The sequence below is a fragment of the Micromonospora arida genome, from assembly GCF_003857035.1.
In the GTDB taxonomy this organism is placed as follows: domain Bacteria; phylum Actinomycetota; class Actinomycetes; order Mycobacteriales; family Micromonosporaceae; genus Micromonospora; species Micromonospora arida.
On record NZ_QGSY01000112.1, the window covers coordinates 1 to 26,913 of the forward strand.

The window sequence follows — 26,913 nt, forward strand, 5'->3', positions numbered from 1 at the left end:
GAATTCGAGCGACATCGTCGACTACTACACGCAGCACTACCGCGAGGACCAGCGGCTCACCACCCGCCCGCAGGCGCGACTGGAATGGATCCGCACGACGCAGCTCCTGCGGGATCTCCTACCCGGTCCAGGCGCCCGGGTGCTGGACATCGGTGGGGGCACCGGCGAGTACGCGCGGGCCCTCGTCCTCGCCGGCTACGAGGTCCGCCTCGTCGACCTGGTGCCCAGCCACGTCGCGCAGGCCCGCGACGGGCACCCTCCGGTCGAGGCACAGGTGGGCGACGCGCGTGCGCTTCCCGACGCCGACGGTGGGTATGACGCCGCGCTGCTGCTGGGCCCGCTCTACCATCTGGTGCGCCGCGCCGACCGGCTACAGGCCCTCCGCGAGGCGGTCCGGGTCACCCGCCCCGGCGGTCTCGTCGTGGCCGCCGTCATCTCCCGCTTCGCCGGCCCGTTGGACTTCGCGGCCACCGGACGACTCGACGAGAGGCTGCTCGACGAGGCCAGGGCGTTACTGAGCGACGGCGTCAACGATCCGCGGATCGGCTTCACCCACGCCTACTTCCACCGGGTCGAGGAGATCACCGATGAGTGCTCGGCCGCAGGGCTGACCGATGTCGTCGTACACGGGGTCGAGGGCCCGGCCTGGACGGCGGCGGAGGCGGCGGGGAACGGGCCGGCGCGGGACGTCGTCTTCGCCGCGGCGTTGGACCTGGCCCGGCTCTACAGCAGCGAGCCGGCGCTGATCAGCTCCAGTGCCCATCTCCTGGCCGTCGGGCGCGTTCCGGCGCGGTAGCGGGTTTCAGGCGGTCAGCCGGCGGACGAGTTTGCGCATGCCGGCCTGCCAGCCGTCCGGGTCCTCGGCGCGACGGCGCGCGTAGTCGGCGACCTCGGGGTGCGGCAGGATCAGGAACCGTTCCTCGGCCAGCCCGGCGATGGCCGCGTCGGCGACCTGGTCCGGGGTGAGCACCGCACCGGACGCGGCGACCACCCGGGCGCCCAGGTGACCGTCGGCGAGCCCGTCGGCGAGCATCGGGGTGTCCACCCCCTGCGGGCAGAGCGCGCTGACCCGGATGCCCCGGTCCCGATAGGTGATGGCCAGCCACTCCGCGAACCCCACCGAGGCGTGCTTCGTCGCGGTGTACGCGGCGTCGCCCACAGCCGTCAGCACACCGGCCGCGGAGCAGGTGTGCAGCAGGTGCCCGCCGCCCCGGGCCAGCATTCCGGGCAGCACCGCGCGGGCCGAGTAGACGTGGGCCAGAACGTTGACCCGCCAGGAACGGTCCCAGCCGGCGTCGTCGACCTCCACTCCCCCGCCGGTGGTCACCCCGGCGTTGGCGCAGAACAGGTCGATCCGGCCGTACCGCTCCTCGGTGTCGGCGACCAGGTCGCGGACCTGCTCCTCGTCGGTGACGTCGAGGGCGATGGCGTGCGCGACCGGGCCGATCCCCTCGGCCACCGCGTCGGCCGCGTCGGCGTCCAGGTCGGCGACCACCACGGCGGCGGCGCCCTCGGCGGCGAACCGGCGCGACAGCGCCGCGCCGATGCCGCCGGCTCCGCCGGTGACCACCACGATTCGGTCGGTGAGGTTCACGCGGACGCCTCCACGGAGTTGGTGCCCAATTGGGCGATGAGGCTGAGCAGCGCGGTCGCGCCGCCGGCGGTGACCTCGGGGGTGGGCAGCAGCGCGACGATCGGCACGTCGACCCCGTTGTCGGCGTAGCGGCGCACCTCGGCGCGGCACCGCTCCGGTGAGCCGTGCAGCACCAGCGCGTCGACCACCTCGTCGGGCACCGCCGCGCTGGCGCCACGCCGGTCACCGGCGGCCCAGGCCGCCCACATGGGCGCGAGCGCCTCGTCGCGGCCGAGCCAACGGTGGAAATCGGCGTACGCCGGGACAGTGAGGTAGCTGGTGATGAGCCGACGGCCCAGCGCCCGGGCGTACGCGGCGTCCTCGGTGGGGCAGACGAAGATCCGGGCCGCGACCTCGAAGCCGGTGCGGCGCTCGCCCAGCTCGGCCAGGGCACGCGGCACGTCGTCGGCGCTGAGCCAGTTGAGGATGACCCCGTCGGCTTCCGCGCCGGCCAGTCGGAGCATCCCTGGGCGCAGCGCGGCGAGCAGGATCGGCGGCGGTACCGCGGGCGGTCGTTCCAGCGTGAAGCGGCGGACGGTGAACGTGTCGTAGGCCTCGTCCACTGTCTCGCCGGCCAGCGCGGCGCGCAGGAAACGCAGCACGTCGCGGGTGCGGCGGAACGGCTCGTCGAACGGCACCGCGTTCCAGTCCCGTACCAGCACGGGTGAGGACGCGCCGATGCCGAGCGAGAACCGGCCCGGCGCGGCTTCTGCCAGCGCCGCCGCGCTCATCGCCAGCAATCCGGGGCCCCGGGTGAAGACCGGCGTGATCGCGGTGCCGAGCCGCAGCCCCGGCTGCCAGGCCGCGGCGAGCGCCAGCGGGGTGAACGCGTCGGTCCCGGCGACCTCGGACGACCAGACGTCGGTGAACCCGGCCCGGTCGAGAGCCGCGTAGGCCGCGTCGTGCTGCGCCAGCGCGATTCCGCCCAGCGGCACCGTCATGCCCCATCGATTCGTCACCGGTTGATCGTGCCCGTTGACGCCGGCCCGAGCAAGATCCCCGGGTTGGGCAGAATCGCCGGTTTCCGGCCGTATGCGCAGGTGGGAGGTGCTACTCCTTCGAGGTGGACCGGACCGACGGCGCAGGCCGCTGACCATGGGTTCCAGGGCGGCGGGACACCTGGAGCCAGTCCCGGCGGCGGCCACGCCCGGCCGGGCGACGTTCCTGGAACTCTTCTTCGACCTGGTATTCGTCTTCGCGCTCACCCGGATCTCGGCGCGCGCGTTCGAGGACCTGACCGAGGAACCGGGCCGGGAGCACGGCTGGGGAACGATCACCGGCAGCGGCAAGACGTTGCTGTTGCTGCTCGCGCTCTGGGCGGTCTGGCAGGGAACCGCGTGGACGACCAGCCGGTACGACCCGTACCGGGTGCCGCTGCAGACCGTGGTGATCACCGCGTTGGTGTGCAGCATGCTGATGGGGGTCGCGATCCCCCGGGCGTTCAGCGAGACGGCGCTGATGTTCGCGGTGGCGTACGTCATCGCGCAGGTGACCCGGCCGGTGATCCTGTCGATCGCGCTGGGACCGCACCGGTACCGCCGGCTGAAGGTGCGGATGGCGGTGATCTTCGCCGTCAGCGGGGTGCTCTGGATCAGCGGAGCGATGCTGTCCACCAACGTGCAGGTGCTGCTCTGGGCGGCGGCGCTGGCCATCGAGTACCTGGCCGCCCGCTGCGGCTGGCCGGTGCCCGGCCTGGGTCGTTCGACGATCTCCAAGTGGGAGATCGCCGGGGAGCACCTGGCCGAGCGGTACCAGCAGTTTTTCCTCGTCGCGCTTGGCGAGACGATCCTGGTGGCGGGTTTCGCGTACAGCAAGGTGCCGTACGAGATGGGGCACGCCTGGGCGTTCGCGCTGGCGCTGGCCACCTCGATCATGCTGTGGCGCATCTACGTGCAGCGCGCCGGGCGGATCCTGGGTGAGGCGGTGATGAAGGCCCGCCACCCCGCCAACATCGGCCGGTCGGCGGCCGACACCCACCTGCTGATGGTGATCGGTCTCGCCGCCACCGCGATCGGGTACGAGCTGATCATCGACCATCCGCTGGAGCGGATCCCGGCGCCGTGGCTGGCCATGGTGCTCGGCGGACCGGCCCTGTTCCTGGCCGGCCGGGCTCGCCTGGAGTACGAGGTGTTCGGGCGGGTCTCCCCGTCCCGATGGATCGCCGTCACGGTGTTGGTGGCGGCGTCGGTGCCGCTGCTGTACCTGCCCGGTGTGATCGCGACCGCGGTCGGGGCGCTGGTGCTGGCCGGGATCGCGGTGGCCGACGCCCGTCGTGCCCACGGCGCCCCACCGGAGGCCGCCGCGCCACCGTTCTGAGCGTCGCGGGCCGACGTCGCGCCGGCGCGGACGGCTACTCTCGGCCGGTGACCTTCTCGCTCGTCGCCCGCTCCGCCGACGGCCGTTTGCACGGCGTGGCCGTCGCCAGCAAGTTCCTCGCCGCCGGGGCGTTGGTGCCGGCCGCCGCCGCCGAGGTGGGCGCGCTGGCCACCCAGGCGCACGTCAACCTCGCCTACCGCCCGCAGGGCCTCACCCTGCTGCGCACCGGAGTGGCCGCCGCCGACGTGGTGGCCGGGCTGATCGCCGCCGACCCCGAGCGGGAGCACCGCCAGCTCGGCGTCGTGGGGGCCACCGGCTCGGGCGCCACCTGGACCGGGCCGGCCTGTCACCCGTGGGCCGGCGGGCGGACCGGCGACGGCTGGGCCGCGCAGGGCAACGTGCTCACCGGCCCGGAGGTCGTCGACGCCCTCGGCGAAGCCTGGCTGGCGGGAACGGCGCTGCCCTTCGCCGAGCGTCTGGTCGCCGCGCTGCGCGCCGGCGACGAGGCCGGCGGCGACCGGCGTGGCCGCCAGAGCGCCGGCCTGCTCGTGGTGGAGCGCGGCGGCGGGTACGGCGGCACCAGCGACGTGGTGGTGGACCTGCGCGTGGACGACCACCCGAACCCGGTGGCCGAGCTGGGTCGCCTACTCACTGTGCACACCATGCTGTTCGGCCGGCCCGACCCGGCCACCCTGCTCGACCTGAGCGGCGCGGTCGCCGACGAGGTGGCGGCACTGCTCGGCGCGCTGGGCCACTCGGTGCACCAGGACGGTACGGAGGCGGCGTTGATCTCCTGGGCCGGGTTGGAGAACCTGGAGGAGCGGCTCGTGCCGGGGCGGATCGACCCGGTGGTGTTGACGCACCTGCGCGGTGTCGCCCCACACGTCCCCGCACCCCGCGCCGCGAGCTGACCCGCCACGGCCGGTGCCGGCCGCGACCGGGGTCAGCGGCCGAAGGCTAGCCAGCGGAAGCCGGCGGCGGCGATCGCGGCCTGTTCCGGGGCGGTCAACGCCGCTCGGCCGGTGGTCTTGCGGATCAGGGTCAGCTCGTCCCAACGCAGCCCGGCCGGTGTCGGTTTCCCGCCGGTGAGCAGGTCGGCGATCACCGCAGACGCCTGCGGGGTGAGCCATGGCGGCCGGCCCAGCGCGGCGGCCAGGTCCAGACCGTGCACACCCACCTCGACGATCCGGGTCCGCAGGAATTCGGTGAGGAGCATTGCGTCGCCGTGCCGGGTGCGTACCACCCGATCGGTCGGCGCGGCGGCGACCGCCACGTCGGTGGTCCGCCAGGCCCGGTCCAACTCGGTCGCCAGCGCTGCTCGGCCCACCTGTAGCGCGTCCTGCCGCCCACCGGCGATCCGGTCGGCGTCCACCTGCGCGGTGAACTTCGCCCTGCCAAAGTAGCCCGCGGCGTCCACCTCGGGGCGTGGCGGGGCCGGCGCAGCGAGCATGTCGGCCAGCCGGCCCACTCCGGTGCGGATGTGGGCGATCAACTCCCGGACGGTCCACGGCGGGCAGTCGGTGGGTCGGTCGAGGTCGGCGTCGACCAACTCGGCCAGGATCTCAGTGAGCTGCGTGCACTCGGCGGAGAACGCCACGCGGACGAGGTCGCGCAGGCTGCGGGCATCCAGGTTCCCGATCATCCGCGGATCCTCCTGATGCCCGCTCAGCCCTTGACCCTGGGCACCAGCCGGTGCACGACGGTGAGCGCCAACGCCATCACCACCGCCATCGTGCCGGCGATCCCGGCGGCGCTGCCCGCGTACCCGACGAACAGAGGGCGGCGGGCCAGCTCCTCCGGCCCGGTGTCGCGCAGGTCGAGCAGCCAGGACAGGGAGAGCCCGCAGGCCACCAGGGCGAGCACACCACCGAGCCCGAGCACCAGCGCCGCGACCCGGTGCGCGTCGCCGGGGGCGATCTCGGCCTGCTCCCGCTGGGTGACCAGCAGCAGCAACCCGGCCAACGCCGCCCACACACCCACCACCAGGTACGCGGCGACCGCGTCGCTGGGCCGATGCCAGCCGGCGGAGAGGGTGGCGACTCCGGCGACGGCGGCGTAGCCGGCACCGATGAAGGCGCCGACGGCCCGCACCTTGCGCGGCAGCACGAGCATCAGCGCGACCGCCACCGAGGCGGCCACCGTGGCGTGCCCGCTCGGGAGGCTGTTGCCCACCGCGGCGCGTTCCGGGTCGACACCGTAGTCGGGCCGGCTCAGCCCGTACTTGAGCAGTTGGGTGGTGACGTTCGCTCCGGCGATCAGCAGGGTCGCGGTGATCGCCAGGGCGATCCGCCCCCGGATCAGCGCGATGAACCCGATCATCGCGGTGGCGGCCAGCAGCGAGACCACCGACATCGCGTTGAGGATCCGGTCGACCGGACCGTCGATGGTGTCCTGCCCGATCCGATTGCCGGTGAGGGCAACCGTGTCCACCCACTGACCGATCTCAAGGTGCACGGCCACCCGCCACACGGCGAGGAAGGCGGCCGCCTGGACGAGGGCCAGTACGACCAACCAGACAGCGGTCCAACCCCGTGCCGTCGCGCGCATCCGCACACCGTAGCGGCAGGTGTCGGCGGTCCGACCGGTGGCCCGCCGCCAATCGCCGTTAGGTTGTGCCGGAGGCGAGGAGGCGGTGGTGAGCGGAACACCGGAGCGCGACACCGGCTCGGCCGAGCCCGGTCCGGAGCAGCGTGAAGGCGACAACCCGGGGTCGGCAGGGCCGGTGCGGGCCGGCGCCGACACCGGTCCGGGTGGGCCGGCGCGGGCCGAGTCGCTGACGGATCTGCTGGGCGGGCGGCGCGGCGCCATCGACGCCACCCTGCCGCCGTTGGCGTTCGCGGTGGGCTGGGTGCTGGGCGGCGAGTCGCTGTGGGGCGGGGTCGGCGCGGCGCTGGCCGTGGGCGCGGTGGTGGCCGGCGTACGGCTGCGCCGGGGTGACCGGCCGCGCTCGGTGCTGATCGGGCTGCTGGCCGTCTGCGTCGCGGCGTTGATCGCGGTGCGCACCGGCCGGGCCGAGAACTTCTTCCTGATCCAGGTGCTGTCGAACGCCGCGAGCGCTCTGGCGTGGACGGTCAGCATCGTGGTGCGGTGGCCACTGCTCGGTGTGCTGGTCGGCGCGGTGCTGGGCCAACGGGCCGGGTGGCGGCGTGACCCGGCGCTGCTGCGCGGCTACGGCCGGGCCAGTTGGGTGTGGACGGCGACCTACCTGCTGCGGCTCGTCGTGTTCGTGCCGCTCTATCTGAGCGGGCAGGTGCTCGCGCTGGTGGTGGCCCGGGTGGCCCTGACCTGGCCGCTGGTCGCCGCGGCGCTGGCGCTGAGCTGGGTGGTGCTGCGGCGCTCGCTGCCGGCCGGGCACCCGGGGCTGCGTCACCCGGTTACGCCGCCTCGCTGAGCGGCCCCGCGCGGCCGGACTCGGGGCAGAGAAGCGGCCGGACCCGGGGCAAAAAAGTGGAGAGGCCGCCACGGGGGGAGCGGCCTCTCCGGTGACGTACGTTACTCCGTCACGGACCTCGGTGTGATCCCGCGAGGGCCCGAATTTCTGGGCTTTTTTGCGGCTGGCTCCAGTCCGGGCGGTGGGGTGGGCCAGCCGATCCGCTGCGTCGGCCAGATGGCCGGCCCACCCCGGCCTGACCGTGGGTGTCAGGCCGTCCCGCCAGCCCCGGTCCGTCGTTCCCCGGACCCGGGCCGGAGCCCGGGGTGGGCGGTCCACGCCACCCACCCCGGGTCGTCTCAGCCGTTCGGGAACATGCTGCCGTAGTCGGCGTACGCCATGGCGACGTCAGCCTGCGCCCAGAACCGGTGGTAGTTGAAGCTCGGCTCCGCACCACCGTCCAGGTACGCCTGCACCTTGGGCCAGTCCGGGTCGTTCTTGTAGAAGGACCGGATGTCGAGGAAGCTCTTGCCGGCGGCGATGGTGTCGCCGTTCGGCATCTTCCCGGTCCAACCTGACGGGACATAGAGGCCCTGCCCGGTGGACGCGTTGTAGACGTCGTCGAAGCGCCGGTAGTCGCCACGCTTCTCGGTGGTGGAGACACCCTTGGCGTCGCTGGCGGCCGACAGCGCGTCGAGCAGCCCCTTGGCGGTGTCCTTCGCCGCCACGTTGCCCGACTTGGCCGCGTACGCGATCAGGATCCGGGCGTAGGCGGCGGTGACACCGACGTCCTGACCCTTGCTGATGACCTCGACGTGCAGGCCGGTGTTGGGCTGCGGGTTGGACGGGTTCCAGGTGGTCGGCTGACCGGTCCACGCCATGTCCGACGGGATCGACCAGTTGGTGCCGAGGGTGGTGTTGGCGATCGCCCAGGGCACCCACTTGTCCAGCAGCGCCTTGGCCTTCGCGTTGCCGGTCTGCTGGTACAGCTCGGCGATGCGCTGCATCGACCAGGCCTGCATACCGAACCACTGGTTCGACGGCGGGTCGTTGTAGACCGGGTCGACGTCGTAGAACATGCCGTAGAAGGTGCTGGTGCCGGCCGGCGGCTGGGCGTAGCTACCGTCCCAGCTGTTGGTGGCGCCACCGGCGATGCCGCCCTCGGCGGACTGCAACCAGGTGTAGAACTCCAGCTGCCGCTCGAAGCTCTTGGTCCAGTCGGCGACCGCGGTCGACGACTGCGGCTTGAGCTCCGGGGTGTTGGTCAGCGCCCAGGCCGCGAACGGGTTCTGGTAGCCGAAGTGGTTGTGGCTGGAGCCGATCCGCCAGGACCAGTTCTGGCTGGCGTCGTACGCACCACCCCAGGCGTAGTACCAGGACAGCAGGTAGTGCGCCGAGTCCTTGCCGCTGCCGGCGGGGCAGGTGCTGGCCCCGACGCAGTTGCCGATCTTCTTGAAGTACTTGTCGAACATCGCGTACCGCAGGTAGTCGCCCATCTTGGCGGCCTTGGCGATGGTGGCGGCGACGTCGGCCTGCTTGTTCTGCGCCTTGGACCAGGTCAGCGCCCAGTACGCGGCCTGCACGGCGCGGGCGTCGGCGTCCGGGGCGTTGGTGTACTTCCACTGCTTGGCGGGGGCGCCGGTGTCCTTGACGAACAGGTCGAGGTAGCCGTACTGACCGCCGTGCTTGAAGGTGTCGCAGGAGGGCTGCGGAACGGTCTCCCACACCGACTCCTGGGTGCCCCGCTGGAAGGTGTTGATGTAGGCCGGCTTGGTGGTGCCGTCACCGCAGCGGCCGAAGCCGTAGGTGTTGTCGACGTCCATCAGCCAGTGCATGCCGTAGATGTCGCCGGTGCCGTAGGTGGACTGCAACTCCGAGCGCAGCGGGTCCTGACCGACCGGGACGTTCGGGTTCAGCGCCGAGGGGTACTGGCTGGGCAGGTTGTACTCCGCGGCGTACTGCGGGGTGCCGGCGGAGCCGGCGGTCGGCTGGTCGGCGTGCGTGGGGATGATGTACTTTTCCATCACCGTCCAGGCGTTGTTGAACGGGGCCCAGTTCTGGGTGACCTTGCCGTAGTAGGCCTCCAGCCAGAGCCAGAAGCTGAACGCCTCCGAGGTGGTCTCGTGGCCGTGGTCGGGCGCCTCGACGATCAGCGTCTCCACCGAGTGGTACGGCACGCCCTCGGGGCTGAAGTAGCCCGAGTTCTTGATCTTGCCGTATTGCTCGAGGAACTTCGCGGTGTAGGCGTTGTCTCCGCCGGGGGTGTCGTTGTCGATCTCGGTGGCGCTGACCGCCAGCGAAGCCAGACCGGTGGCGGAGGCGGTGATGGTGGCGGCGCCGCCGACGGTGTCGGTGTCCTCCGCCGCGGCGACCGTGACGGTGACCCCGGTGTTCCAGTTGCTCGGGGTCAGCGTGGCGGTGGCCGGCGAGACCGTGACGTCGGTGTCACCGGTGCGGGTGAGGGTGACCGGCACGTTGGCCGTCGGGGCGGCGCTGAGCTTCAGGTTGAAGGTGGCGGTGCCACCCTCGTTGACGCTCACCGCTGACGGAGTGGCGATCAGGGTCGGGCCGGTGGCGGTGCCGACGGTGAACGCCTTCTCGTCGACCCCGATGCCGTTGGCGTTGTCGTACGCCTTGGCCTGGACGGTGTAGCTGCCGGCCGGCAGGTCCTCCTGGGTGTACGCGTACGGGGCGGAGGTGTCGGTGTTGATCAGCAGGCCGTTGCGGTAGAACTCGACCTTGCTGATCGTCCCGTCCGGGTCACTGGCGGTGGCGGTCAGCGGCACGTCGGCCGGCGCGGTGAACGGCCCGGACGGCAGGCCGAGCGAGACCGTCGGCGGCTGGTTGGCCGGGGTGCCGTTGCAGGGGGTGCCGTTCAGGGTGAACGCGGTGGGCTTCGGGTTGCTGCCCGTGTGGGCGCCGTTGAAGCCGATGGTGGTGGAGGCCCCGGTGGCAAGGTTGCCGTTGTACGACTCGTTGGTCGCGGTGACCTCGCTGCCGGTCTGGCTGAACCTGGCCGACCAGCCCTGGGTGACCCGCTGACCGCTGGTCGGGAAGGTCCACTTGAGCGTCCAGTTGCTCACCGGGTCACCCAGGTTCTTGATGGTGACGTTCGCGGTGAAGCCGGTGTTCCAGTCGTTGGTCGCGTAGACCACGTCGCAGGCGGGTGCGGCCTGTGCGGCGCCGGCAGGCAGGGTCACCCCGCCGATGGCGAGCAGCGCGGCGGCGGCGAGCGCCACGCGCCGGCGTATAGCCAGTTGTCTCATGTGCGCGGTGTCTCCTCGGACCAGGCCGGGATGGTCCCCGGCGAGGCGCCTGCCCGCGACGGTGGTGGTGGTGGTCCGCGGGGATGTCGAGGCGCCGGGAAGGTGGTCTTCCCCGGGCCCGGCCGGGGTAGGGCGTGCGGCCCGCACGGGAGGGGGTCCCGCCGGCTGCGCTCGGGTGACCGTGACCGGAGCTGGTGCTGCCGGTTGCCCTCGGTGGACCCGCACTACGCGATGTGGCTCCTGTCGCGTCGAATCGACAGTGTGCCATGGAAGCGCTCCCACAACAAGCGCACGGAGCGCTGGATCAGCTCCTTGTTTCGATCTCGTTTTGGGTCTTTCACAAAGGCGTGACGGGCGTTACAGTCGCAACATCGGTCGATGGGAGCGCTTCCATCGACAAGGTTCCAACAAGAAGATCGCTGGGGTCGTTCCTGACGAGCCCAGGGAACCAGACCGAGGGCCGACGACGGGCCAGCCCGGACGCCGTCGTCAGCCATCGTCCCGCCACAGGGAGGGAGGTGGAACCAGAGCCACTCGCGTGGCCCGGCTCCCGCGCGACACGCACGGCAGGACCCAAATTCCGCCCGTGTGTGTGCAGTTACGGTGGGGACGGGGGTTGCCCTCCCCCGTCCCCACACTAAACCCCCGTACACGATAGGAAAAGAGGCCGACGGGACAGGCGCGCCGCGCCGCCCGGACGGCCTCGTTCGCTGCCCGGGGCCACACACCCGCCTCCCACCCGCCAGCGCTGGCCGTCCTGACGGCCGGCTGACCGGCCGGCAGCGTCTGCCCTATCATGGGAGCGCTCCCGAATCCTTCGGCGGTGGCCCCGTATCCATGAGGAGAATCCATGTCGATACCTATCGGGCCCGCCGGCCCGCTGCGCTTCCCGGACAACTTCGGCTGGGGCGCGGCCACCTCCGCCTACCAGATCGAGGGCGCCACCAAGGAGGACGGGCGCGGCGAGTCGGTCTGGGACACCTTCAGCCGCGTCCCAGGGCGCACCCGCAACGGCGACACCGGCGACGTGGCCATCGACCACTACCACCGCTACGCCGAGGACCTCGACCTCATGCGCGACCTCGGGTTGCGCAGCTACCGCTTCTCCATCTCCTGGCCCCGGATCCAGCCCGACGGCACCGGCACCCCCAACCAACGCGGCCTCGACTTCTACCGCCGCCTCCTCGACGGCCTGCACGAGCGCGGAATCACCCCGATGGCCACCCTGTTCCACTGGGACCTCCCGCAGGCGCTCCAGGACGCCGGCGGGTGGGAGTCACGCGACACCGCCCACCGCTTCGCCGACTACGCCGACGTGGTCTTCCGCGCCCTCGGCGACCGGGTGCCGGCCTGGCTCACCATCAACGAACCCAAGACCGTGGTGCAGAACGGCTACCTCACCGGCCACCACGCCCCCGGGCGGCAGGACCCGGACGCCGCCTACCTGGTCGCCCACCACCTGCAACTCGCCCACGGGTTCGCCGTCGCCGCGCTGCGGGCCACCGGCAGCGACAGCCGCATCGGCCCCGCGCTCAACCTGCACCCCTGCTACCCCGCCGACGACTCCCCGCAGGCTGCCGCGGCCGCCCACCTCTACGACGCCTACGAGAACCGCCTCTACCTCGACTCCCTGCTCAAGGGCAGCTACCCGGAGGACCTGCTGGCCGACCTGGGCCCGCAGAGCCGGATGGTCCAGGGCATCCGCGACGGCGACCTGAAGACCATCTCCGCACCGGTCGACCTGCTGGCCGTGCAGTACTACACCCCGATCTACGTCACCGGCGACGGCGGCACCGCGCACCGCTGGGCGACCTCCGAGGCCGAATGGCAGCAGATCTACCCCGAGGGGATGTACGACCTGCTGACCCGGATCACCCGTGAATACGGGCCGATCCCGCTCACCATCACCGAGAACGGGCTGCCCACACCGGACACTCTCGGCGCGGACGACACCGTCCAGGACGCCGGCCGGATCAGCTTCCTGCGCGACCACCTCGCCGCCGCGCACCGGGCCATCGCCGACGGAGTGCCGCTGGAGAGCTTCCACGTCTGGTCACTGCTGGACAACTTCGAGTGGGACCAGGGCTACGACCAGCGCTGGGGCCTGGTCTACGTCGACTACGCCACCCAGCGCCGGGTGCTCAAGAACTCCGCCACCTGGTACCGCTCCGTCATCGCCGACGGCGGCTTCTGACCGCGCCGCCACCCGGACGGCCGGGCCCGGACGGCTCGGCTCGGGTGAGCCGTGACCGTCCGGGCCTCGACCGGCTCACTCAGCGGGGCAGCGCCTGCTGCAACTCCGCCCGCAGGGCCGGGGTGAGCATCTCCCCCGCCTGCTTGGCCAACCGGGCCATCTCGTAGCCCACCACGCCGATGTCCGCGTCACCGGCGGCCAGCGTGGCCAGAATCGAACCGTCGCGGATCTGCATCACCAGGAAGTAGCCACGGCCCATCTCGACCACCGTCTGCTTGACGACATCGCCGTCGAACATCGAGGCTGCGCCCGCGGTGATACTCATCAGCCCGGAGGTCACCGCGGCGAGCTTGTCCGCGTTGTCACGCGGCAGGTGATCGGAGATCGCCACCAGCAGCCCGTCAGAGGAGACCACCACCGCGTGCGCCACACCCGGCACCCGCTCCGCGAACGCGCTCACCAGCCAGCTCAGGTCACGCGCCTCCTGGCTCAACGTCGTCACTGTCGTCGTCCCCCTTCGTCGTGCCCCCCGGACGGTGGCACGGGTATCTCGGTGGTGTCCTCAGCCTCGGCGCGCCGTACTCCGCTGTAGAGCCGCGAGAGCATGCCGCCGACCGCCTCCGGGTCCGGGTCGGTGCGGGTCGGTGCCGTCATCGGTTGTGCCGAACGGGTGACCGCGCTCAACTGCGCCATGGGCACCCGCACCGGCAATCCCCGCTCATTGGTGCCGGCGGTCACCGGGATCTGCGGTGGCGCCGCCGCAGCGGGCACCACCGGCGCGGTCGGGCCCTGCCGCGAATACCAGCCCCCGCCGGCACCGCGATCAGCGGCGGGGGTCAACACGTCCTCGGCGCGTACCGGCACCGGGCGGCCCTGACGCGGCACGCCGACGCCCGGCGGGCGGCCGGCCACCGGCAGGTCCCGCACCGCGCCGTTCAGCATCGGGCCAGCTGCCTGCCGGCCTGCCCCGGACTGCGGAACCAGCCCCCGCGCCGCGCCCGCCGCCAGCATCCGCGCCGACGGGGGCGCGTCCAGCTCCACACTGCCCGGCGGCGCCAGCAGCACCGCGGGCAGGGCGAGCCGGGCGACCAGGCCGTCCTCGCCGCCCTCCAACCGCACGCGGACGCCCAACCGGGCCGCCAGGTGACTGACCACGAAGAGCCCCATCCGTTCCACCGCCGCGACGTCCGCGGCCGGAGGGCTGGCCAGCACCTCGTTCGCCTGCACCAACGCGGTCGGGCTCATACCCAGACCCCGGTCGACGATCTCGATCAGCGCACCCCCCGCCTCGAGCCGGGCGGTCACCACCACGACGGTGTCCGGACGGGAGAAGGCCGTGGCGTTCTCCAGCAGCTCGGCCAGCAGGTGCACCAACTCGCCGACGGCGTGCCCGACCACGTGCACGTTGGCCACCGACTCGATCCGGACCCGCTGGTACTGCTCGATCTCCGCGGCGGCGGCCAGCAGCACCGCACCGAGCCCGACCGGCCGGTTCCACCGGCGGGTGGAGTCGGTGCCGGCGAGCACCAGCAGGCTCTCGTCGTTACGGCGCATCCGGGCAGCCAGGTGATCGAGCTTGAACAGGTTCTCCAGCTGGTCCGGGTCGCTCTCCTCGCGCTCCAGGTCGTCCAGCAGCTCCAACTGACGCTCCACCAGCACCTGGCTACGGCGGGCCAGGTTGACGAACATCGCGTTGACGTTGCGCCGCATCATCGCCTGCTCGACGGCGACGGTGACCGCGCTGCGGTGCACCGCCACGAACGCCTCGGCCAACTCGCCGATCTCGTCGAGTGAGCGGACCACCGCCGGCGCGACATCGATGCGCGGCACCCCACCGGTGACGGTCTTCAGTCGGTCCAGGGCGTCCGGCAACTCGACCTGGGCGATCCGCAGTGCCTGGCTGCGCAGCAGCCGCATCGACCGGGCGACCGACCGCCCGATGAGCAACGAGATCAGCAGGGCGGCCAGCAGGACCGTGACCACCCCGCCGACGACCAGCAGGGTCGTCCGGAGCTGATCGTCGCTGGCCTCCTCGGCCTGCCGTACGGCGTCGTCGAGCACACCCGCCTCAAGCTGACGCAGCAGCTCCTGACGCTGCTGGCTGGCCGACCACCACTGCTCCGACGGCAGCACCTGCGGCGACGCGGCGCCGGAGGACAGGCTGCGCTCCTCCAACCCGGTGGCGACCAGGAAACCCGCCGACACCGATGTCTCGTCGTAGCGGCGGATCTGCTCACTGGTCGCGGCCACCCGGAACGCACCGAGCGCGGTGAGTTGCTGACCGCGCAGGTCGGCGAGGATCACCCGGTCCTCGGTGCCGTACGCACCGACGCGGGCGGCGGCGTAGAGCTGGGCCCGCACCCGGGAGGAAAGCTCCTTGACCCGGGCCAACTGGACGTAGCGCAGCACCGCGTCGTTCAACGCCGGCTGGTTCTGCCCCGGCGTCGGTTCGGCGAGCAGGTCGAGCAACGCCCCGACGGCCCGGTGGTAGTTGCTCAGGATGGTCTCGCTGCTGAGCACCGCCGGCGGAATCGCCGCGCGGATGTCGACCACCTGGTCGTACGCCTCCAGCGCCTCGGAGAAGGCCACCCGCCAGGACGCGTCCGCGTCCGCCAACGGCTCGGCGGCCCGGCTGAGGTCCACGATGGCCTTGTCGGTGGCCTCCTGCAACGGCTTCAGGTCGTTCGCGGCGGCCTGCCGGTCACCACCCTTACGCAGCTCACCCAGCTCCCCCGCCGAGCGGTCCCGCTCCTGCTGGAGCTGGTGCACGGCGGCGGTGATCTGCCGTCCGATGCCGACCTGACTGGAGAAGTCGTTCAACGCCGTCGTCCGCCCCACCAGGGTGCTGGTCTGCACCCCGGCGAGCAGGAGGAACGCCATCGACGGCACCAGCAGCACGGTGGCGAGCTTCGTGCTCATCCGCCAGTCGCGCAGCCGGAACGGCGACCGCCGTCGATGCGGAACGACTCGGACATCGAAGCGGCGTCGGCGATGGTTCGACACCGCGCCGTTCGCCGGGTCGGGACCTGCCGCCACCCTGCCTCCTCCGTCCTACCGCGTCCACCGCGGTCGGGGGAGCGCAGTCCATCCAACCAGGCTCGGTACCGCTGTCAACGGCCCGGGCGAGGCCGAGGTTCAGGAAGGATACTGCGGGTGGGAACGTCCTGCCGTGGTCGGTAAAACCAGCTCGTCCGTCCGGCCGATGTCGGCGAGCCCGATCGCGTCATCGAAGCGCCCCAGCGCCACCAACGCGGCACCGGTGGCGCCGATCTCCGGGTTGCGTTGATGCGACACCGGTCGCGGTGCGAGCGCGGTCGCGAAGGCCTGCCGCCACCACACCGAGGCGGCGACCGCGCCGCCGCCCAGCACCACACCGACCGGTTTGTCGATGGTGGACTCCAGCACCCCGAGGTCCTCGGCGACCAGCTCACACAACCCCTGCATCAGCCCGGCCAGGATGTCGACCGAGGTGGTGCTGAAGCTCAGACCGCGCAGCTCACCGCTGCCCGCCGGCGCCAGCCCGGGCGCCCGGTCGCCACCGAAGCGGGGATCCGCCGGCCGGCCACCGCCCGTCGGCACCAGCGCCAGCGCCGCGTCCAGCTCGGCGCCCCGGGGCAACCGCAGCTCCCGGTCCGCCCAGGCGAAGAGGTTGCCGCCGTTGGCGTACGCGGCCCCGGTCACCACGTGGTCGTGGTCGACCCGGTACCGCCACAACCGTTCGGGCAGGCGGGGCATCGGTTCGCCGGCCGGGATCCGCTGCATCAGCCGTACGGCCGCGGAGGTGCCCACGGTGACGGCGGCCCGGCTCGGGTCGACGCAGCCGGAGCCGACGTTCGACGCCCCACCGTCGCCCACCGGCGGCGTCCACCGGGCCTGCGCCAACTGCGGCCACCGACGGGCCAGGTCGACCCGGAGCCGGCCGTGCCAGTCCAGCTCGCCCAGCGGCGGCAGCTCCTCCGGTCGTGCCTCGGCCAGCGTCAGCGCCTCCTCGTCCCAGCGCAGGGTACGCAGGTCCAGCAGACCGGTCCCGGAGGCCTGGGAGATCGACATGGGCGCGGTGTCGAGCAGCTCGCCCAGCACGTACTCGGGCAGACCGACGAACCGGGCGATCGGGGTGCCCGACTGCTGGCGCAGCCAGGGCAACCGCATGGACCAGTACGAGCGGTGCCACCAGCAGCCGGTGCGCTGGTGGAAGCCGTCCGGGTCGGCCGGGCCGGCGGTGCGCCCGACCGGGGCGGGCCGGGTGTCCAGCCAGGTGACCACCGGGCCCATGGGTGCGCCGTCGCGGTCCAGCGGGAGCACCGAGTGCCACTGGGCGGAGACCGCCACCAGGCCGACGTCGTGCAGGTGCCCCGAGTCGGCCAGCTCGTCCAGGCACTCGACCAGGCTCGCCAGATAGTCCGGACCGGACAGCGTGCCGGTGCCGTCGTCGCCGATGGCGAGGTCGACCTTGCGGCGGGCCAGAGCGCCGGGCAGCGGCTGGGTGTCCGCGTCCAGCACCAGCCCGCGTACCGAGGAGGTGCCCAGGTCGAGCGCGAGAATGTTCATCGCCGGTCAAGTTACCCCGTGCCAGCGGGGCGACGGGCGCGTAGGGTGGATCACATGCTCGCGCAGTTGACCAGTTGGTGGCCCGCCGACCCGGCGGCCATCTCCCGCGCGTAGCTCCATCCACGCGGCCGCCATCGAGGCGGTCGCCGGATCTCCCCGGCCGGAGGGCCGCCCAACGGCGGCACCCAGCCCAACGGAGACTCCAATGACCCACCTGACCGACCTGCTCGCCGCCGTCGCGCACGGCGTCGACCCCGGCCCCTTCGCGCTGCTGCGCCGCGAGGGCGCGGACGAACTGGACCTGTTCACCGGCCCGGTCGACACCGTCGAAGAGCTCACCGACCTCCCACTGCCGGCGGGCCCGCCCGGGGCCCGGACGCTGGCCCTGGTGCCGTACCGGCAGATCACCGAGCGCGGCTTCGCCTGCGTCGACGACGCCGCCCCGCTGGAGTTCCTCCAGGTCCGCGAGCACCAGCGGATCACCCTGACCGACGCCCTCGCCGCGCTGCCCGACGAACCGGTGCACACCACCGACGCCGGGTTCGACGTCAGCGACGAGGAGTACGCGCGGACCGTGCAGCGGGTGCTGTCCGAGGAGATCGGCCGCGGTGAGGGCGCGAACTTCGTCATCCACCGCGCCCTGCACGCCACCGTGCAGGGCCCGCCGCTGGGGGCCGCGCTGGCCGCACTGCGCCGGCTGCTGGTCGCCGAACGCGGCGCGTACTGGACGTTCGTGGTGCACACCGGCACCCGGACGCTGGTCGGCGCCAGCCCGGAGCGCCACGTCAGCGTCGACGACGGACTGGTGATGATGAACCCGATCAGCGGCACCTTCCGCTGCCCCGGTGGCGTCGCGGACCGGGCGGCCCTGCTGCGCTTCCTCGCCGACCCGAAGGAGACCGAAGAGCTGTACATGGTGCTCGACGAGGAGCTGAAGATGATGGCCACCGTCGCCGAGCACGGCGGGCAGGTGATCGGCCCGTACCTGAAGGAGATGTCGCACCTGGCGCACACCGAGTACCTGCTCGCCGGGCGGGGCACCCGCGACGTGCGGGAGGTGCTGCGCGAGACGATGTTCGCCCCCACCGTCACCGGCAGCCCGATCGAGAACGCCTGCCGGGTGATCGCCCGGCACGAACGCCGGGGCCGGGGCTACTACGGGGGCGTACTGGCGCTGCTCGGCCACGACGAGGCCGGCCGGCAGACACTCGACGCCCCGATCCTGATCCGGACCGCCGAGATCGCCCCCACCGGCCGACTGCGGGTGCCGGTCGGCGCGACCCTGGTCCGGCACTCCACGGCGGCCGGCGAGGTGGCCGAGACGCACGCCAAGGCCGCCGGGGTGCTGGCCGCGCTCGGCCTCGGGCCGGCGGCGTCCGTCGGCGACCGCGGGCCGGTCGCGCGGCTGGCCGACGACCCGGCGGTACGCGACGCGCTGGCCGCCCGCAACGCACCGCTGGCGCGGTTCTGGCTCGATCAGCGCTCACCGGACGCGCCCGGACTGCCCGGCCTGGTCGGCCGCCGGGTGTTGATCGTGGACGCCGAGGACACCTTCACCGGAATGCTGGCGCATCAACTGAGCGCGTTGGGACTCGCGGTGACCACCCGCCCCTGGCACGCGAGCGGCCCGGTCGACGACTACGACCTGGTGGTCGCCGGTCCTGGACCGGGCGACCCGGGCAGCGCGGACGAGCCGAAGATGCTGGCGCTGCGGAAGCTGCTGACCGGGCTGCTGACCACCGGCCGTCCCACCCTCGCGGTCTGCCTCGGCCATCAGGTGCTGGCCGGGCTGCTGGGGCTGACGCTGCACCGCCGGGACGCGCCCTACCAGGGGTTGCAGCGGGAGGTGCCGCTGTTCGGCCGGACCCGCCGGGTCGGGTTCTACTCGACGTTCACCGCCCGCTGCGAGGCCGACCGGCTGACCACCGCGTACGGGCCGGTGGAGCTGGCCCGGGACCCGGACGACGGCGCGGTGCACGCCCTGCGGGGACGCGGCTTCGCCGGGGTGCAGTTCCACGCGGAGTCGGTGCTCAGCCCAGACGGGCTCGCCGTGCTCAGCGAGCTGTTGACCGAACTGCTGCCCGCGTCGCGCCCGGACGAGCTGTCCGCGACACGCGGAGGCAAATGATCGCCCTGGCCCGGGGGTAGGGCTGGATGGATCGGCGGCGCGGACGGGCCGAGAGCCCCCGCCCGCGCCGCCGGTCGCCCTCGTCCGTCAGCCGGCCAGGCCCGCCTTCAGCGCGGCACCCATCTGCACGGCGCGCCGGGCGGTCAGCGCGCAGGCCTCGAGCACCACGGCGTCCGGGGCGATCTCCCCGTTGTTGCTGGTGTGCGAGGGGCCGTACGGGTTGCCGGCGATGAACTGGCTGGTGTCGGTGTAACCGGGGGTGACCACCACACCGCCCCAGTGGTAGAAGACGTTGAAGAGCGAGGTCAGCGTGGTCTCCTGACCCCCGTGCGAGGTCGCCGTCGAGGTGAAGGCGGAGTAGACCTTGTTGGCCAGCGCGCCCTGGGCCCACAGCGGGCCGGTGGTGTCGATGAACTGCTTCAGCTGCGCCGCGACCATGCCGTACCGGGTCGGCGCGCCGAGGATCACCACGTCGGCCCAGGCCAGGTCGTCGACCATCGCCTCGGGCACGTCCTGGGTCTCCAGGCGGTGCGCCTGCCAGCCGGAGTTGGAGCGGATCGCCTCGTCCGGCGCCAACTCGCGCACCTTGCGCAGGCGCACGTCGGCACCGGCGTCCCCGGCGGCCTCACACACGGCCTGCGCCATCTGGTAGGTGATGCCGGTGGCGCTGTAGTAGATCACCGCTACCTTGGTCTGGGCAGCCATCAGAGTGTCCCCTTCTCGTCTCGGATCAGCTCCCGCGACTACCCGCTGCGGACGCGCTCTAACGACAGCCCCGGCGCTCCCGGTTTCCGGCCCGCCGGCTCAAGTTTTCCGCAACTTCCCGGTCGTTCCGGCCCGACGTCGCGCGCGGACCGCGATCCTGATGCCATCGGTGCCGGCGGGATCGAGCCGCCGCCCCGCACCGGGCACCTGAACGGGGGATCGCGCTCCGCCGGCAACGGCGCTGGCGTAGCGCGATCAGGGGACGATCACCAGCTCCCGCGCCCCGCTCCGGCTCAGCGGACCAGGGTCGCCATCAGCCGGTCCAGCTCGGCCGCCGGGTCGACGGTGAGACCGGTGTGCACCGGCCCCGTCTGGATCATCGTGCTGCGCGGCGCGGCCAGCCAGTGGAACCGCTCACCGAGCCGCATCCGGGTCGCCGGCCCGTCACCGGAGCAGGTCCGGTCCCAGGAGTCGAGCACCGCGGCCACCGCCGGCAGGTCGACGTCGGGCGCCAGCGCGCGAACCCGGTCGGCGTCCAGGTGCGTCCGCGCGGCCAGGAAGTCGCGCTGCTGGCAGTAGAGCAACACCCCGACGTTGATCTGCTCACCGCGCTCGATGCGGGGCACGAGCCGGATCAGCGCGTACTCGAAGGGTTGCCTCATGCCCCGCTCCCCGATGGCAGCCAGTCGGCCGTGCGGGCGACCCGGCGGGACAGGTGATCCAGGTACGCGTCGCGCGCCGCGTCGGCCGTCTCGAAGTCGGCGGCGGTCAACCACTCCCCCGGCACCAGGGCGAGCACCTCGGTGAGGAGTTCCGGGGTGACCTGGGGGGCCAGCTCGGCGTCGGCCTCGGCCAGCCGCGACGCGTACGGGGCCAGCACGTGGTCCTCCGCACGGTAGGCCCGGTGCACAGAGGCCTCGGCGCGCGGCCAGTTGTGGTGGAAGTACAGCGAGGCGCCGTGGTCGATCAGCCACAGCTCCCGGTGCCAGACGAGCAGGTTCGGGTTGCGCCAACTCCGGTCGACGTTCTCCACGTACGCGTCGAACCAGAGCACCCGGGAGGCCAGCGCCGGGTCGACGGGGTGCGCCATCGGGTCGAAGCCCAGCGCCCCGGGCAGAAAGTCCATCCCGAGGTTGGCGCCGCCGCTGCTGCGCAGCAGCTCCTGCACCTCCTGGTCGGGCTCGGCCCGCCCGATCACCGGGTCGATGTCGAGGACCACCAGCGGCGGCACCCGCAACCCCAGCCGGCGCGCCAGCTCACCGCAGATCACCTCGGCGATCAGCGCCTTGGGCCCCTGCCCGGCGCCTCGGAACTTCGCCACGTAGGTGCCGAGGTCGTCGGCCTCCACCACGCCCGGCAGCGACCCACCCTCGCGGAGCGGGGTGACGTAACGGATCGCGGTGACCTGGCGGAGCACGCCGCCCACCCTACTGTGGCCGGCCGGGACGGGTGGCGGGGCCGGCCCAGACCGGCACGCGCGGGTCAGTCGAGCTTGTCGCGCAGCTTGTCGACCTGGGTCTGCAGGCGGTCCACCGCATTCTCGTTGTTGACGAACGTGGTGATGCCCGCGGCCAGACCGAGGCCGATCAGCACGGCCAGGATGCTGAGCACCAGGCCGCCGATCGACACGCCACGACCGGTGACCCCGGGTCGGCGAGCCATCTTGAGGCCGACGATGCCGAGGATGATCCCGATGATGCCGAGTATCAGCCCCAGCCAGGCGAGGATCGCCGTCAACACGCTGAACAGACCGGCCACTCCGAACACCAGGGCGAAGGTGGCCGCGGCGCTCGTCTTCGCGCGGGTGTCCCCACGATGGCCGCGGGATCCGGCCGTCACGCCGGCGCCCCGCGCCGGCTCATTTGCGGCAGTCATGACGCTCCCTTCCGCACGCGCGACGCGCGCACTTCCGGCCGCCGCATCCCCCGTGCGCGTCCCGTTATGCCCCGTCGATCCGGTGCTCTTCCGGTGCGGGCGGGCGTTGCTGGTGCCAGGGATCGCCGGAGGCGCCGGCGCTGAGGTGTCGTTCGTAGCTGGCCACCTTGACGTTGATGAGGTCGAGGCAGTCGCGCAGCTGCGCGAACTGCTCGGTGATGTGGCGCTGGTGTGCGCGGAGCAGTTCGAGCCGTTCCGCCTCGTTGCCGCTGCCCGCGCGAACGAGCTGGGCCAGGCGGCTGATCGTCGTGAGCGGCATTCCGGAGGCCCGGAACTTGACGCAGTTCGCCAGCCACTCGACGTCCCAGGCGCTGTAGACGCGCCTGCCCGACCCGTCACGCCGCACCTCGCTGGCCAGCAGACCCTCACGCTCGTAGAGCCGCAGGGTGTGCACACTCAATCCGGTGCGCCGCGCCACCTGCCCGATGCTCAAGCCCTCGTCCGCCATGGCGTCGACGGTAACCCGTTGACCTAGACCTCGGTCTAGCATCTAGCGTCCGCGGCATGACCAGCGACACGACCCACACCACGTTCGGTGCCCACAGCACGACCGGAGACGTCCTCACCGGAATCGACCTCACCGGCAAGACCGCAGTCGTCACGGGCGGCTACTCCGGCCTCGGTCTCGCCACCACCCTCGCGCTCGCCCAGGCCGGGGCCCGGGTCGTCGTCCCAGCTCTCCGGCCGGACGTGGCGCAGCGGGCGCTCGCCGACACGGCCGGAGTCGAGATCGAGGTCGACCAGTTCGATCTCGCCGACCTCGCCTCCGTCCGTGCATTCGCCGAACGATTCCTCAGCAGGCATCCAGCCCTCGACATCCTGATCGCGAGTGCCGGCGTCATGGCGTGCGCGGAGACACGGGTGGGACCCGGCTGGGAGGCGCAGTTCGCGATCAACCACCTCGGTCACTACGCGCTGGCGAACCTGCTGTGGCCTGCGCTCACCGCTGCCGGAACGGCTCGTGTCGTCGCGGTCGCCTCCGGCCGCGACCCGGCGTGGCGAATCCGGTGGGACGACGTGCAGTTCGAGCGCGGCTACGACAAGTGGGAGGCCTACACCCAGTCCAAGCTCGCGAACGTCCTGTTCGCCCGTCACCTCGACCTGCTCGGCAGACCGCACGGCGTCCGGGCCTTCTCCGTGAACCCCGGCTGGATCCGCACTCCTCTGCAACGACACCTCGCAGTCGAGGAGATGGTCACCGCGGGCTGGATCGACGCGGACGGGAATTCCGCTCCGGGTCTGTTCAAGACCGTCGAGCAGGGCGCGGCCACCCAGGTCTGGGCCGCCACGTCACCTCACCTCGACGCGAACGGCGGCGATTACTGCGTGGACTGTCGCCGCACCGACGCCGCCAGCCCCACCGACGACAGCGCGGCAGCCCGCCTCTGGGCTCTGTCGGCGGACCTGACCGGCCTCGACCTCATCGACTGAGTTCGCGCGTACCTGCCCAGCGCGCGAACGTGCTGCCGCGCGCGGTGCTGCGGCTGTCGGCCCGCGTACCGGCCGGGGTGCCCTGGCGGTGCGGACGGCTCCCTAAACTGGGTCTTTTCCTCGGGAAGGGCTGCCGATGCCTGTCGACCTCAGCGCGGCCGACGCGCTGGCGCTGCGGATGACCAGCCTGCTGCTGCGCCCACACCCGAGCACCCGACCCGGCACCGTCGCCGAGGTGGTCGAGTGGTTCGGCGCGATGCAGGCACAGGATCTGGCCAGCGGGCTGTGGTCGCTGGGCGCCCGGCTACCCGGTCGCAGCGCGGCCGACGTGCAGGCGGCGTTGGAGCGGCGTGAGGCGCTGCGGACCTGGCCGATGCGGGGCACCGTGCACCTCGTCCCGTCCGCCGACGCCCGCTGGATGCTGGAGCTGACCGGCGTACGATCCCTGGCCGGCGCGGCGACCCGGCGGGCGCAGCTCGGGCTCACCGAGGCCGACGCGGATCGGGCGGTGGAGGTGCTCGGCACCGCGTTGGCCGGCGGTGGTCGGCTCACCCGCGCGCAGTGCCTGGCCACCCTGCGGGCGGCCGGCCTGGGCACCGACGGGCAACGTGGCTACCACCTGCTGTGGTATGCGAGCGTTCGCGGCGTGACCTGCGTGGCGCCGAACGTCGGCACCGAGCAGACCTTCGCCCTGCTCGACGAGTGGGCACCCACGTCCCACCGGCTGGAGCGGGACGAGGCGCTGGCCCTGCTCGCCCACCGTTACGTTCGCGGGCACGGCCCGGTCACCGACCGCGAGTTCGCAGGGTGGAGCGGCCTCACCCTGACCGACGCCCGGCGCGGCCTTGCCGCCGCCGACGACGCGCTGAGCACGGTACGCGTCGACGGCACTCCGATGTACGTCGACGCGGCCCTGGCCGACGCGCCACGCACCGCGCCGGACGACGTGTTGGCGCTGCCCGGCTTCGACGAGTATCTGCTCGGCTTCCGGGACCGCACGTTGATGCTCGACCCCGCCCACCAGGCGGCCGTGGTGCCGGGCAACAACGGCATCTTCCAGGCCACAGTGGTCCGCGCCGGTCGGGTGGTGGGTGTGTGGAAGCGCAAGGTCGGCCGGACCGCGGTCACCGTGACGGTCCAGCCGCTCACCACGCTCGACGCCGCCGCGCGGGCCCGGGTGGAGCAGGCGCTCGGGCGCTACGCCGACTTCCTCGGGTTGCCGGCCCGCTTCGACTGGCTGACCTGACCCGGCGGCGTCAGTGCTTCGGCGGTGCCGGGGTCGGCCGGTCGTGGGCGGGCGGCGCTGAGCAGGTCGACGATCCGGGTCACCCGGGGGTCCGCGCGGATCTGCGCCACGCTGGCCGGCAGCGGCAGTCGCCAGTTCGGGTACTCGTCCACGGTGCCCGGCATGTTGGGTTGGCGCACCTCGCCCAGCACGTCGTAGAGGGAGACGCCGACCAACCGGGTCGGGCTGGCCGCGAGCGCGGCGTGCATCGCCACCACCACCTCGCCGTCGTCAGGTGTCGCAGCCGCATCGGACGGCGCCGGATCGGCATCCGTCCTTTGCTCTGCACCCCCGGAGGCGACAGTCACGGTCGGTAGCTGCGGCGTCGGCTCGGGCAGCAGGTTCTCGGCGCGCAACATCGTGAGCAGCCGGTCCCGATCGGCGGCGGCGCGGGCCCGCTCCACCGCCACGTCGGTGCCGAGCAGCTTCAACTCGTCACGCACCCGCACGTGCTCACCGGTCAGGAAGCCCGGCGCGGTGGGCAGGTCGTGCGTGGAGATGGTGGCGAGGGCGTTGCGCGGCCACCGGGCCGGCGGGACGAAGTCACCGGCCTCGTCGCGTGCGAACCACAGCACTGTCGAGCCGAGCATGTTGCGCCCCCGCAACCCCCGGGTCACCGCCGGTTGGACCGTGCCGAGATCCTCACCGACCACCACCGCGCCGGCCCGGTACGCCTCCAACGCGAGGATGCCGAGCATCGCCTCCGCGTCGTAGCGCACGTAGGTGCCCTCGGCCGCGCCGCCGCCCGGCGGCACCCACCACAGTCGCCACAGGCCGGCGACGTGGTCGACCCGCAGGCCGCCGGCGTGCCGCAGGACGCGGCGCAGCATGTCCCGGTAGGCGGCGTAGCCGGTGGCGGCGAGTCGGTCCGGGCGCCACGCGGCGAGCCCCCAGTCCTGGCCGAGCTGGTTGAAGTCGTCCGGTGGCGCGCCGACCCGCACGCCCTGGGCCAGCACGTCGGCGAGCTGCCACCCGTCCGCGCCGCCCGGGTCGATGCCGACGGCCAGGTCGTGCACGACACCGACCGGCATCCCCGCCGAGCGGGCCGCCGCCGTGACGGCGTCGAGCTGCTCGTCGCAGAGGTGTTGCAGCCAGGCGTGGAAGCAGACCCGGTCGGCGAGGCGCCGACGCTGCTCGGCGACCGCGGGGGCGTCCGGGTGGTGCAGCTCCGCCGGCCAGGCACGCCAGTCGTTGCCGTGCCGCTCGGCGAGCGCGCACCAGGTGGCGAAGCTGGTCAGCGCCGGGTCCGCGGCAAGATCCACCGGCTGGGCGTACGGATGCAGCAACTCCAGGGCGCGCCGCTTGGCGGCCCACACCTCGTCGTAGTCGATCAGGGGCCCCCGGTCGGGACGCAACGCGTCGACCACCGCACGGGTGGCCGGGTCGGCCGCCCGGTACGCGGCGGTGTCGCTGACCCGCAGGTAGAGCGGATTGACGAAGCGTCGACTGGCGGGCGAATACGGTGAGGTGGCCACCGGATGCGCCGGCCCGACCGCGTGCAGCGGGTTGAGCAGCACCAGCCCGGCCCCGGTGTCACCGGCCCACCCGGTGAACTCGGCGAGGTCACCGAGGTCTCCCATGCCCCAGGAGCGCTCCGAGGTCAGCGCGTAGAGCTGGAGCATCCACCCCCAGCTCGACGGCGGCACCGGCAGTCGGCGCGGCACCACCACCAGGGTCACCTCCCGGTCGGCGCAGGCCAGCCGGTGCCAACCCAGCGGCAGGTCCGCCGGCAGCTCACCGTCGACCGCGCGACGGCCACCGTCCTCCAGGGTCACCACCCCCGGGCCGGGCAGTGCCCGGCTGCGCCCGTGGGTGAGCACGACCGTCTCCGGCAGGGCGCTCCGGTCGACCGCGCGGGCGGCGGCGAGCGCGTCGGCGATCGCCGACGGGCTGGTGGCGTCCACGCCGAGCAGCCCCAGCACACCCACCACGGTTTCCGGTGCCACCTCGACGCGGCGGTGCCGCCAATCCTCGTACCAGGTGGAAACACCGTGCGCGTTGGCCAGCGCGGCCAATCGTCGGTTCATGTGTCCCCCGCTTCACGACGCGACCTACAACCACCCTGCCACGCCCGGGCGCACCGCGCCCGGGCGTGGCAGGGT

22 protein-coding genes are annotated in these 26,913 nt (G+C 72.7%); 8 read left to right on the top strand and 14 right to left on the bottom strand.

The window, feature by feature from the left end; genetic code table 11:
• A partial coding sequence (locus DLJ58_RS05690; RefSeq protein WP_208740870.1) for a class I SAM-dependent methyltransferase occupies window positions 1-796 on the top strand: 796 nt, incomplete at its 5' end.
• 6 nt (window positions 797-802) lie between these two features.
• On the opposite strand, the gene DLJ58_RS05695 is transcribed toward DLJ58_RS05690, so the two are convergent.
• Window positions 803-1,594: an SDR family oxidoreductase gene (locus tag DLJ58_RS05695; RefSeq protein ID WP_124854185.1), complete on the bottom strand. Its 792-nt coding sequence runs from the start codon at window positions 1,592-1,594 to the stop codon at window positions 803-805.
• Window positions 1,591-2,574 (bottom strand): LLM class F420-dependent oxidoreductase, encoded by a 984-nt coding sequence (locus tag DLJ58_RS05700; protein WP_124854201.1) that lies wholly within the window; start codon window positions 2,572-2,574, stop codon window positions 1,591-1,593. Before DLJ58_RS05700 ends, DLJ58_RS05695 begins: the two co-directional genes overlap by 4 nt.
• A gap of 154 nt (window positions 2,575-2,728) precedes the next feature.
• Between DLJ58_RS05700 and DLJ58_RS05705 the strand changes: the two genes are divergently transcribed.
• Together DLJ58_RS05705 and DLJ58_RS05710 are read left to right on the top strand one after the other, a co-directional pair.
• Window positions 2,729-3,949, top strand: coding sequence for a low temperature requirement protein A (locus DLJ58_RS05705; protein WP_124854186.1), 1,221 nt, complete (start codon window positions 2,729-2,731; stop codon window positions 3,947-3,949).
• A 47-nt stretch (window positions 3,950-3,996) separates the two neighbouring features.
• Window positions 3,997-4,860: a DUF1028 domain-containing protein gene (locus DLJ58_RS05710; protein ID WP_124854187.1), complete on the top strand. Its 864-nt coding sequence runs from the start codon at window positions 3,997-3,999 to the stop codon at window positions 4,858-4,860.
• A 32-nt stretch (window positions 4,861-4,892) separates the two neighbouring features.
• Here the strand turns inward: DLJ58_RS05710 and DLJ58_RS05715 are convergent, their stop codons facing one another.
• Window positions 4,893-5,591 (bottom strand): maleylpyruvate isomerase N-terminal domain-containing protein, encoded by a 699-nt coding sequence (locus tag DLJ58_RS05715; RefSeq protein ID WP_124854188.1) that lies wholly within the window; start codon window positions 5,589-5,591, stop codon window positions 4,893-4,895.
• Window positions 5,592-5,614: 23 nt separating this feature from the next.
• Window positions 5,615-6,502: a phosphatase PAP2 family protein gene (locus DLJ58_RS05720; protein WP_208740872.1), complete on the bottom strand. Its 888-nt coding sequence runs from the start codon at window positions 6,500-6,502 to the stop codon at window positions 5,615-5,617.
• Between the two features lie 169 nt (window positions 6,503-6,671).
• Here DLJ58_RS05720 and DLJ58_RS05725 point away from each other — a divergent pair, with 169 nt between their 5' ends.
• Entirely contained in the window at window positions 6,672-7,340 is a 669-nt protein-coding gene (locus DLJ58_RS05725; protein WP_124854202.1) for a DUF3159 domain-containing protein, read from the top strand.
• Between the two features lie 338 nt (window positions 7,341-7,678).
• Here DLJ58_RS05725 and DLJ58_RS05730 read toward each other — a convergent pair whose 3' ends face one another.
• Window positions 7,679-10,585 (bottom strand): glycoside hydrolase family 48 protein, encoded by a 2,907-nt coding sequence (locus tag DLJ58_RS05730; RefSeq protein WP_124854190.1) that lies wholly within the window; start codon window positions 10,583-10,585, stop codon window positions 7,679-7,681.
• A gap of 850 nt (window positions 10,586-11,435) precedes the next feature.
• Between DLJ58_RS05730 and DLJ58_RS05735 the strand changes: the two genes are divergently transcribed.
• Window positions 11,436-12,779 carry a GH1 family beta-glucosidase gene (locus DLJ58_RS05735; protein WP_124854191.1) on the top strand — a complete coding sequence of 448 codons (1,344 nt, stop codon included), beginning with the start codon at window positions 11,436-11,438 and terminating at the stop codon, window positions 12,777-12,779.
• Window positions 12,780-12,858: 79 nt separating this feature from the next.
• Here the strand turns inward: DLJ58_RS05735 and DLJ58_RS05740 are convergent, their stop codons facing one another.
• The 3 genes from DLJ58_RS05740 to DLJ58_RS05750 all read right to left on the bottom strand — a co-directional run bounded on the left by DLJ58_RS05740 (window position 12,859) and on the right by DLJ58_RS05750 (window position 17,327).
• A complete protein-coding gene (locus DLJ58_RS05740) occupies window positions 12,859-13,281 on the bottom strand; it encodes a roadblock/LC7 domain-containing protein (protein WP_088988684.1) in 423 nt (140 codons plus the stop codon).
• Window positions 13,278-15,815 carry a sensor histidine kinase gene (locus DLJ58_RS05745; RefSeq protein WP_208740877.1) on the bottom strand — a complete coding sequence of 846 codons (2,538 nt, stop codon included), beginning with the start codon at window positions 15,813-15,815 and terminating at the stop codon, window positions 13,278-13,280. The genes DLJ58_RS05740 and DLJ58_RS05745 overlap by 4 nt, the downstream gene beginning before the upstream one ends.
• A 99-nt stretch (window positions 15,816-15,914) precedes the next feature.
• Window positions 15,915-17,327, bottom strand: a complete 1,413-nt coding sequence (locus DLJ58_RS05750; RefSeq protein WP_124854192.1) for an FGGY family carbohydrate kinase — start codon at window positions 17,325-17,327, stop codon at window positions 15,915-15,917.
• A gap of 205 nt (window positions 17,328-17,532) precedes the next feature.
• On the opposite strand from DLJ58_RS05750, the gene DLJ58_RS05755 reads away from it, so the two are divergent.
• Window positions 17,533-19,455, top strand: coding sequence for an anthranilate synthase family protein (locus DLJ58_RS05755; protein WP_124854193.1), 1,923 nt, complete (start codon window positions 17,533-17,535; stop codon window positions 19,453-19,455).
• Window positions 19,456-19,542: 87 nt separating this feature from the next.
• On the opposite strand, the gene wrbA is transcribed toward DLJ58_RS05755, so the two are convergent.
• The 5 genes from wrbA to DLJ58_RS05780 form a co-directional block, all read right to left on the bottom strand.
• Window positions 19,543-20,160 (bottom strand): NAD(P)H:quinone oxidoreductase, encoded by a 618-nt coding sequence (wrbA, locus tag DLJ58_RS05760; protein WP_124854194.1) that lies wholly within the window; start codon window positions 20,158-20,160, stop codon window positions 19,543-19,545.
• A gap of 293 nt (window positions 20,161-20,453) precedes the next feature.
• A complete protein-coding gene (locus DLJ58_RS05765; protein WP_091404117.1) occupies window positions 20,454-20,822 on the bottom strand; it encodes a DUF3037 domain-containing protein in 369 nt (122 codons plus the stop codon).
• Window positions 20,819-21,577 carry a HipA family kinase gene (locus DLJ58_RS05770; protein WP_124854195.1) on the bottom strand — a complete coding sequence of 253 codons (759 nt, stop codon included), beginning with the start codon at window positions 21,575-21,577 and terminating at the stop codon, window positions 20,819-20,821. Before DLJ58_RS05770 ends, DLJ58_RS05765 begins: the two co-directional genes overlap by 4 nt.
• A 65-nt stretch (window positions 21,578-21,642) precedes the next feature.
• Window positions 21,643-22,035 carry a hypothetical protein gene (locus DLJ58_RS05775; protein WP_124854196.1) on the bottom strand — a complete coding sequence of 131 codons (393 nt, stop codon included), beginning with the start codon at window positions 22,033-22,035 and terminating at the stop codon, window positions 21,643-21,645.
• A 64-nt stretch (window positions 22,036-22,099) separates the two neighbouring features.
• Window positions 22,100-22,543: a MerR family transcriptional regulator gene (locus DLJ58_RS05780; protein WP_124854197.1), complete on the bottom strand. Its 444-nt coding sequence runs from the start codon at window positions 22,541-22,543 to the stop codon at window positions 22,100-22,102.
• Window positions 22,544-22,599: 56 nt separating this feature from the next.
• On the opposite strand from DLJ58_RS05780, the gene DLJ58_RS05785 reads away from it, so the two are divergent.
• Together DLJ58_RS05785 and DLJ58_RS05790 are read left to right on the top strand one after the other, a co-directional pair.
• Window positions 22,600-23,526: an SDR family NAD(P)-dependent oxidoreductase gene (locus DLJ58_RS05785; protein WP_124854198.1), complete on the top strand. Its 927-nt coding sequence runs from the start codon at window positions 22,600-22,602 to the stop codon at window positions 23,524-23,526.
• 136 nt (window positions 23,527-23,662) lie between these two features.
• Window positions 23,663-24,772: a winged helix DNA-binding domain-containing protein gene (locus tag DLJ58_RS05790; protein WP_124854199.1), complete on the top strand. Its 1,110-nt coding sequence runs from the start codon at window positions 23,663-23,665 to the stop codon at window positions 24,770-24,772.
• Here DLJ58_RS05790 and malQ read toward each other — a convergent pair.
• A complete protein-coding gene (gene malQ / locus DLJ58_RS05795) occupies window positions 24,724-26,838 on the bottom strand; it encodes a 4-alpha-glucanotransferase (RefSeq protein ID WP_244218795.1) in 2,115 nt (704 codons plus the stop codon). The genes DLJ58_RS05790 and malQ overlap by 49 nt on opposite strands.
• Window positions 26,839-26,913: the final 75 nt, after the last annotated feature.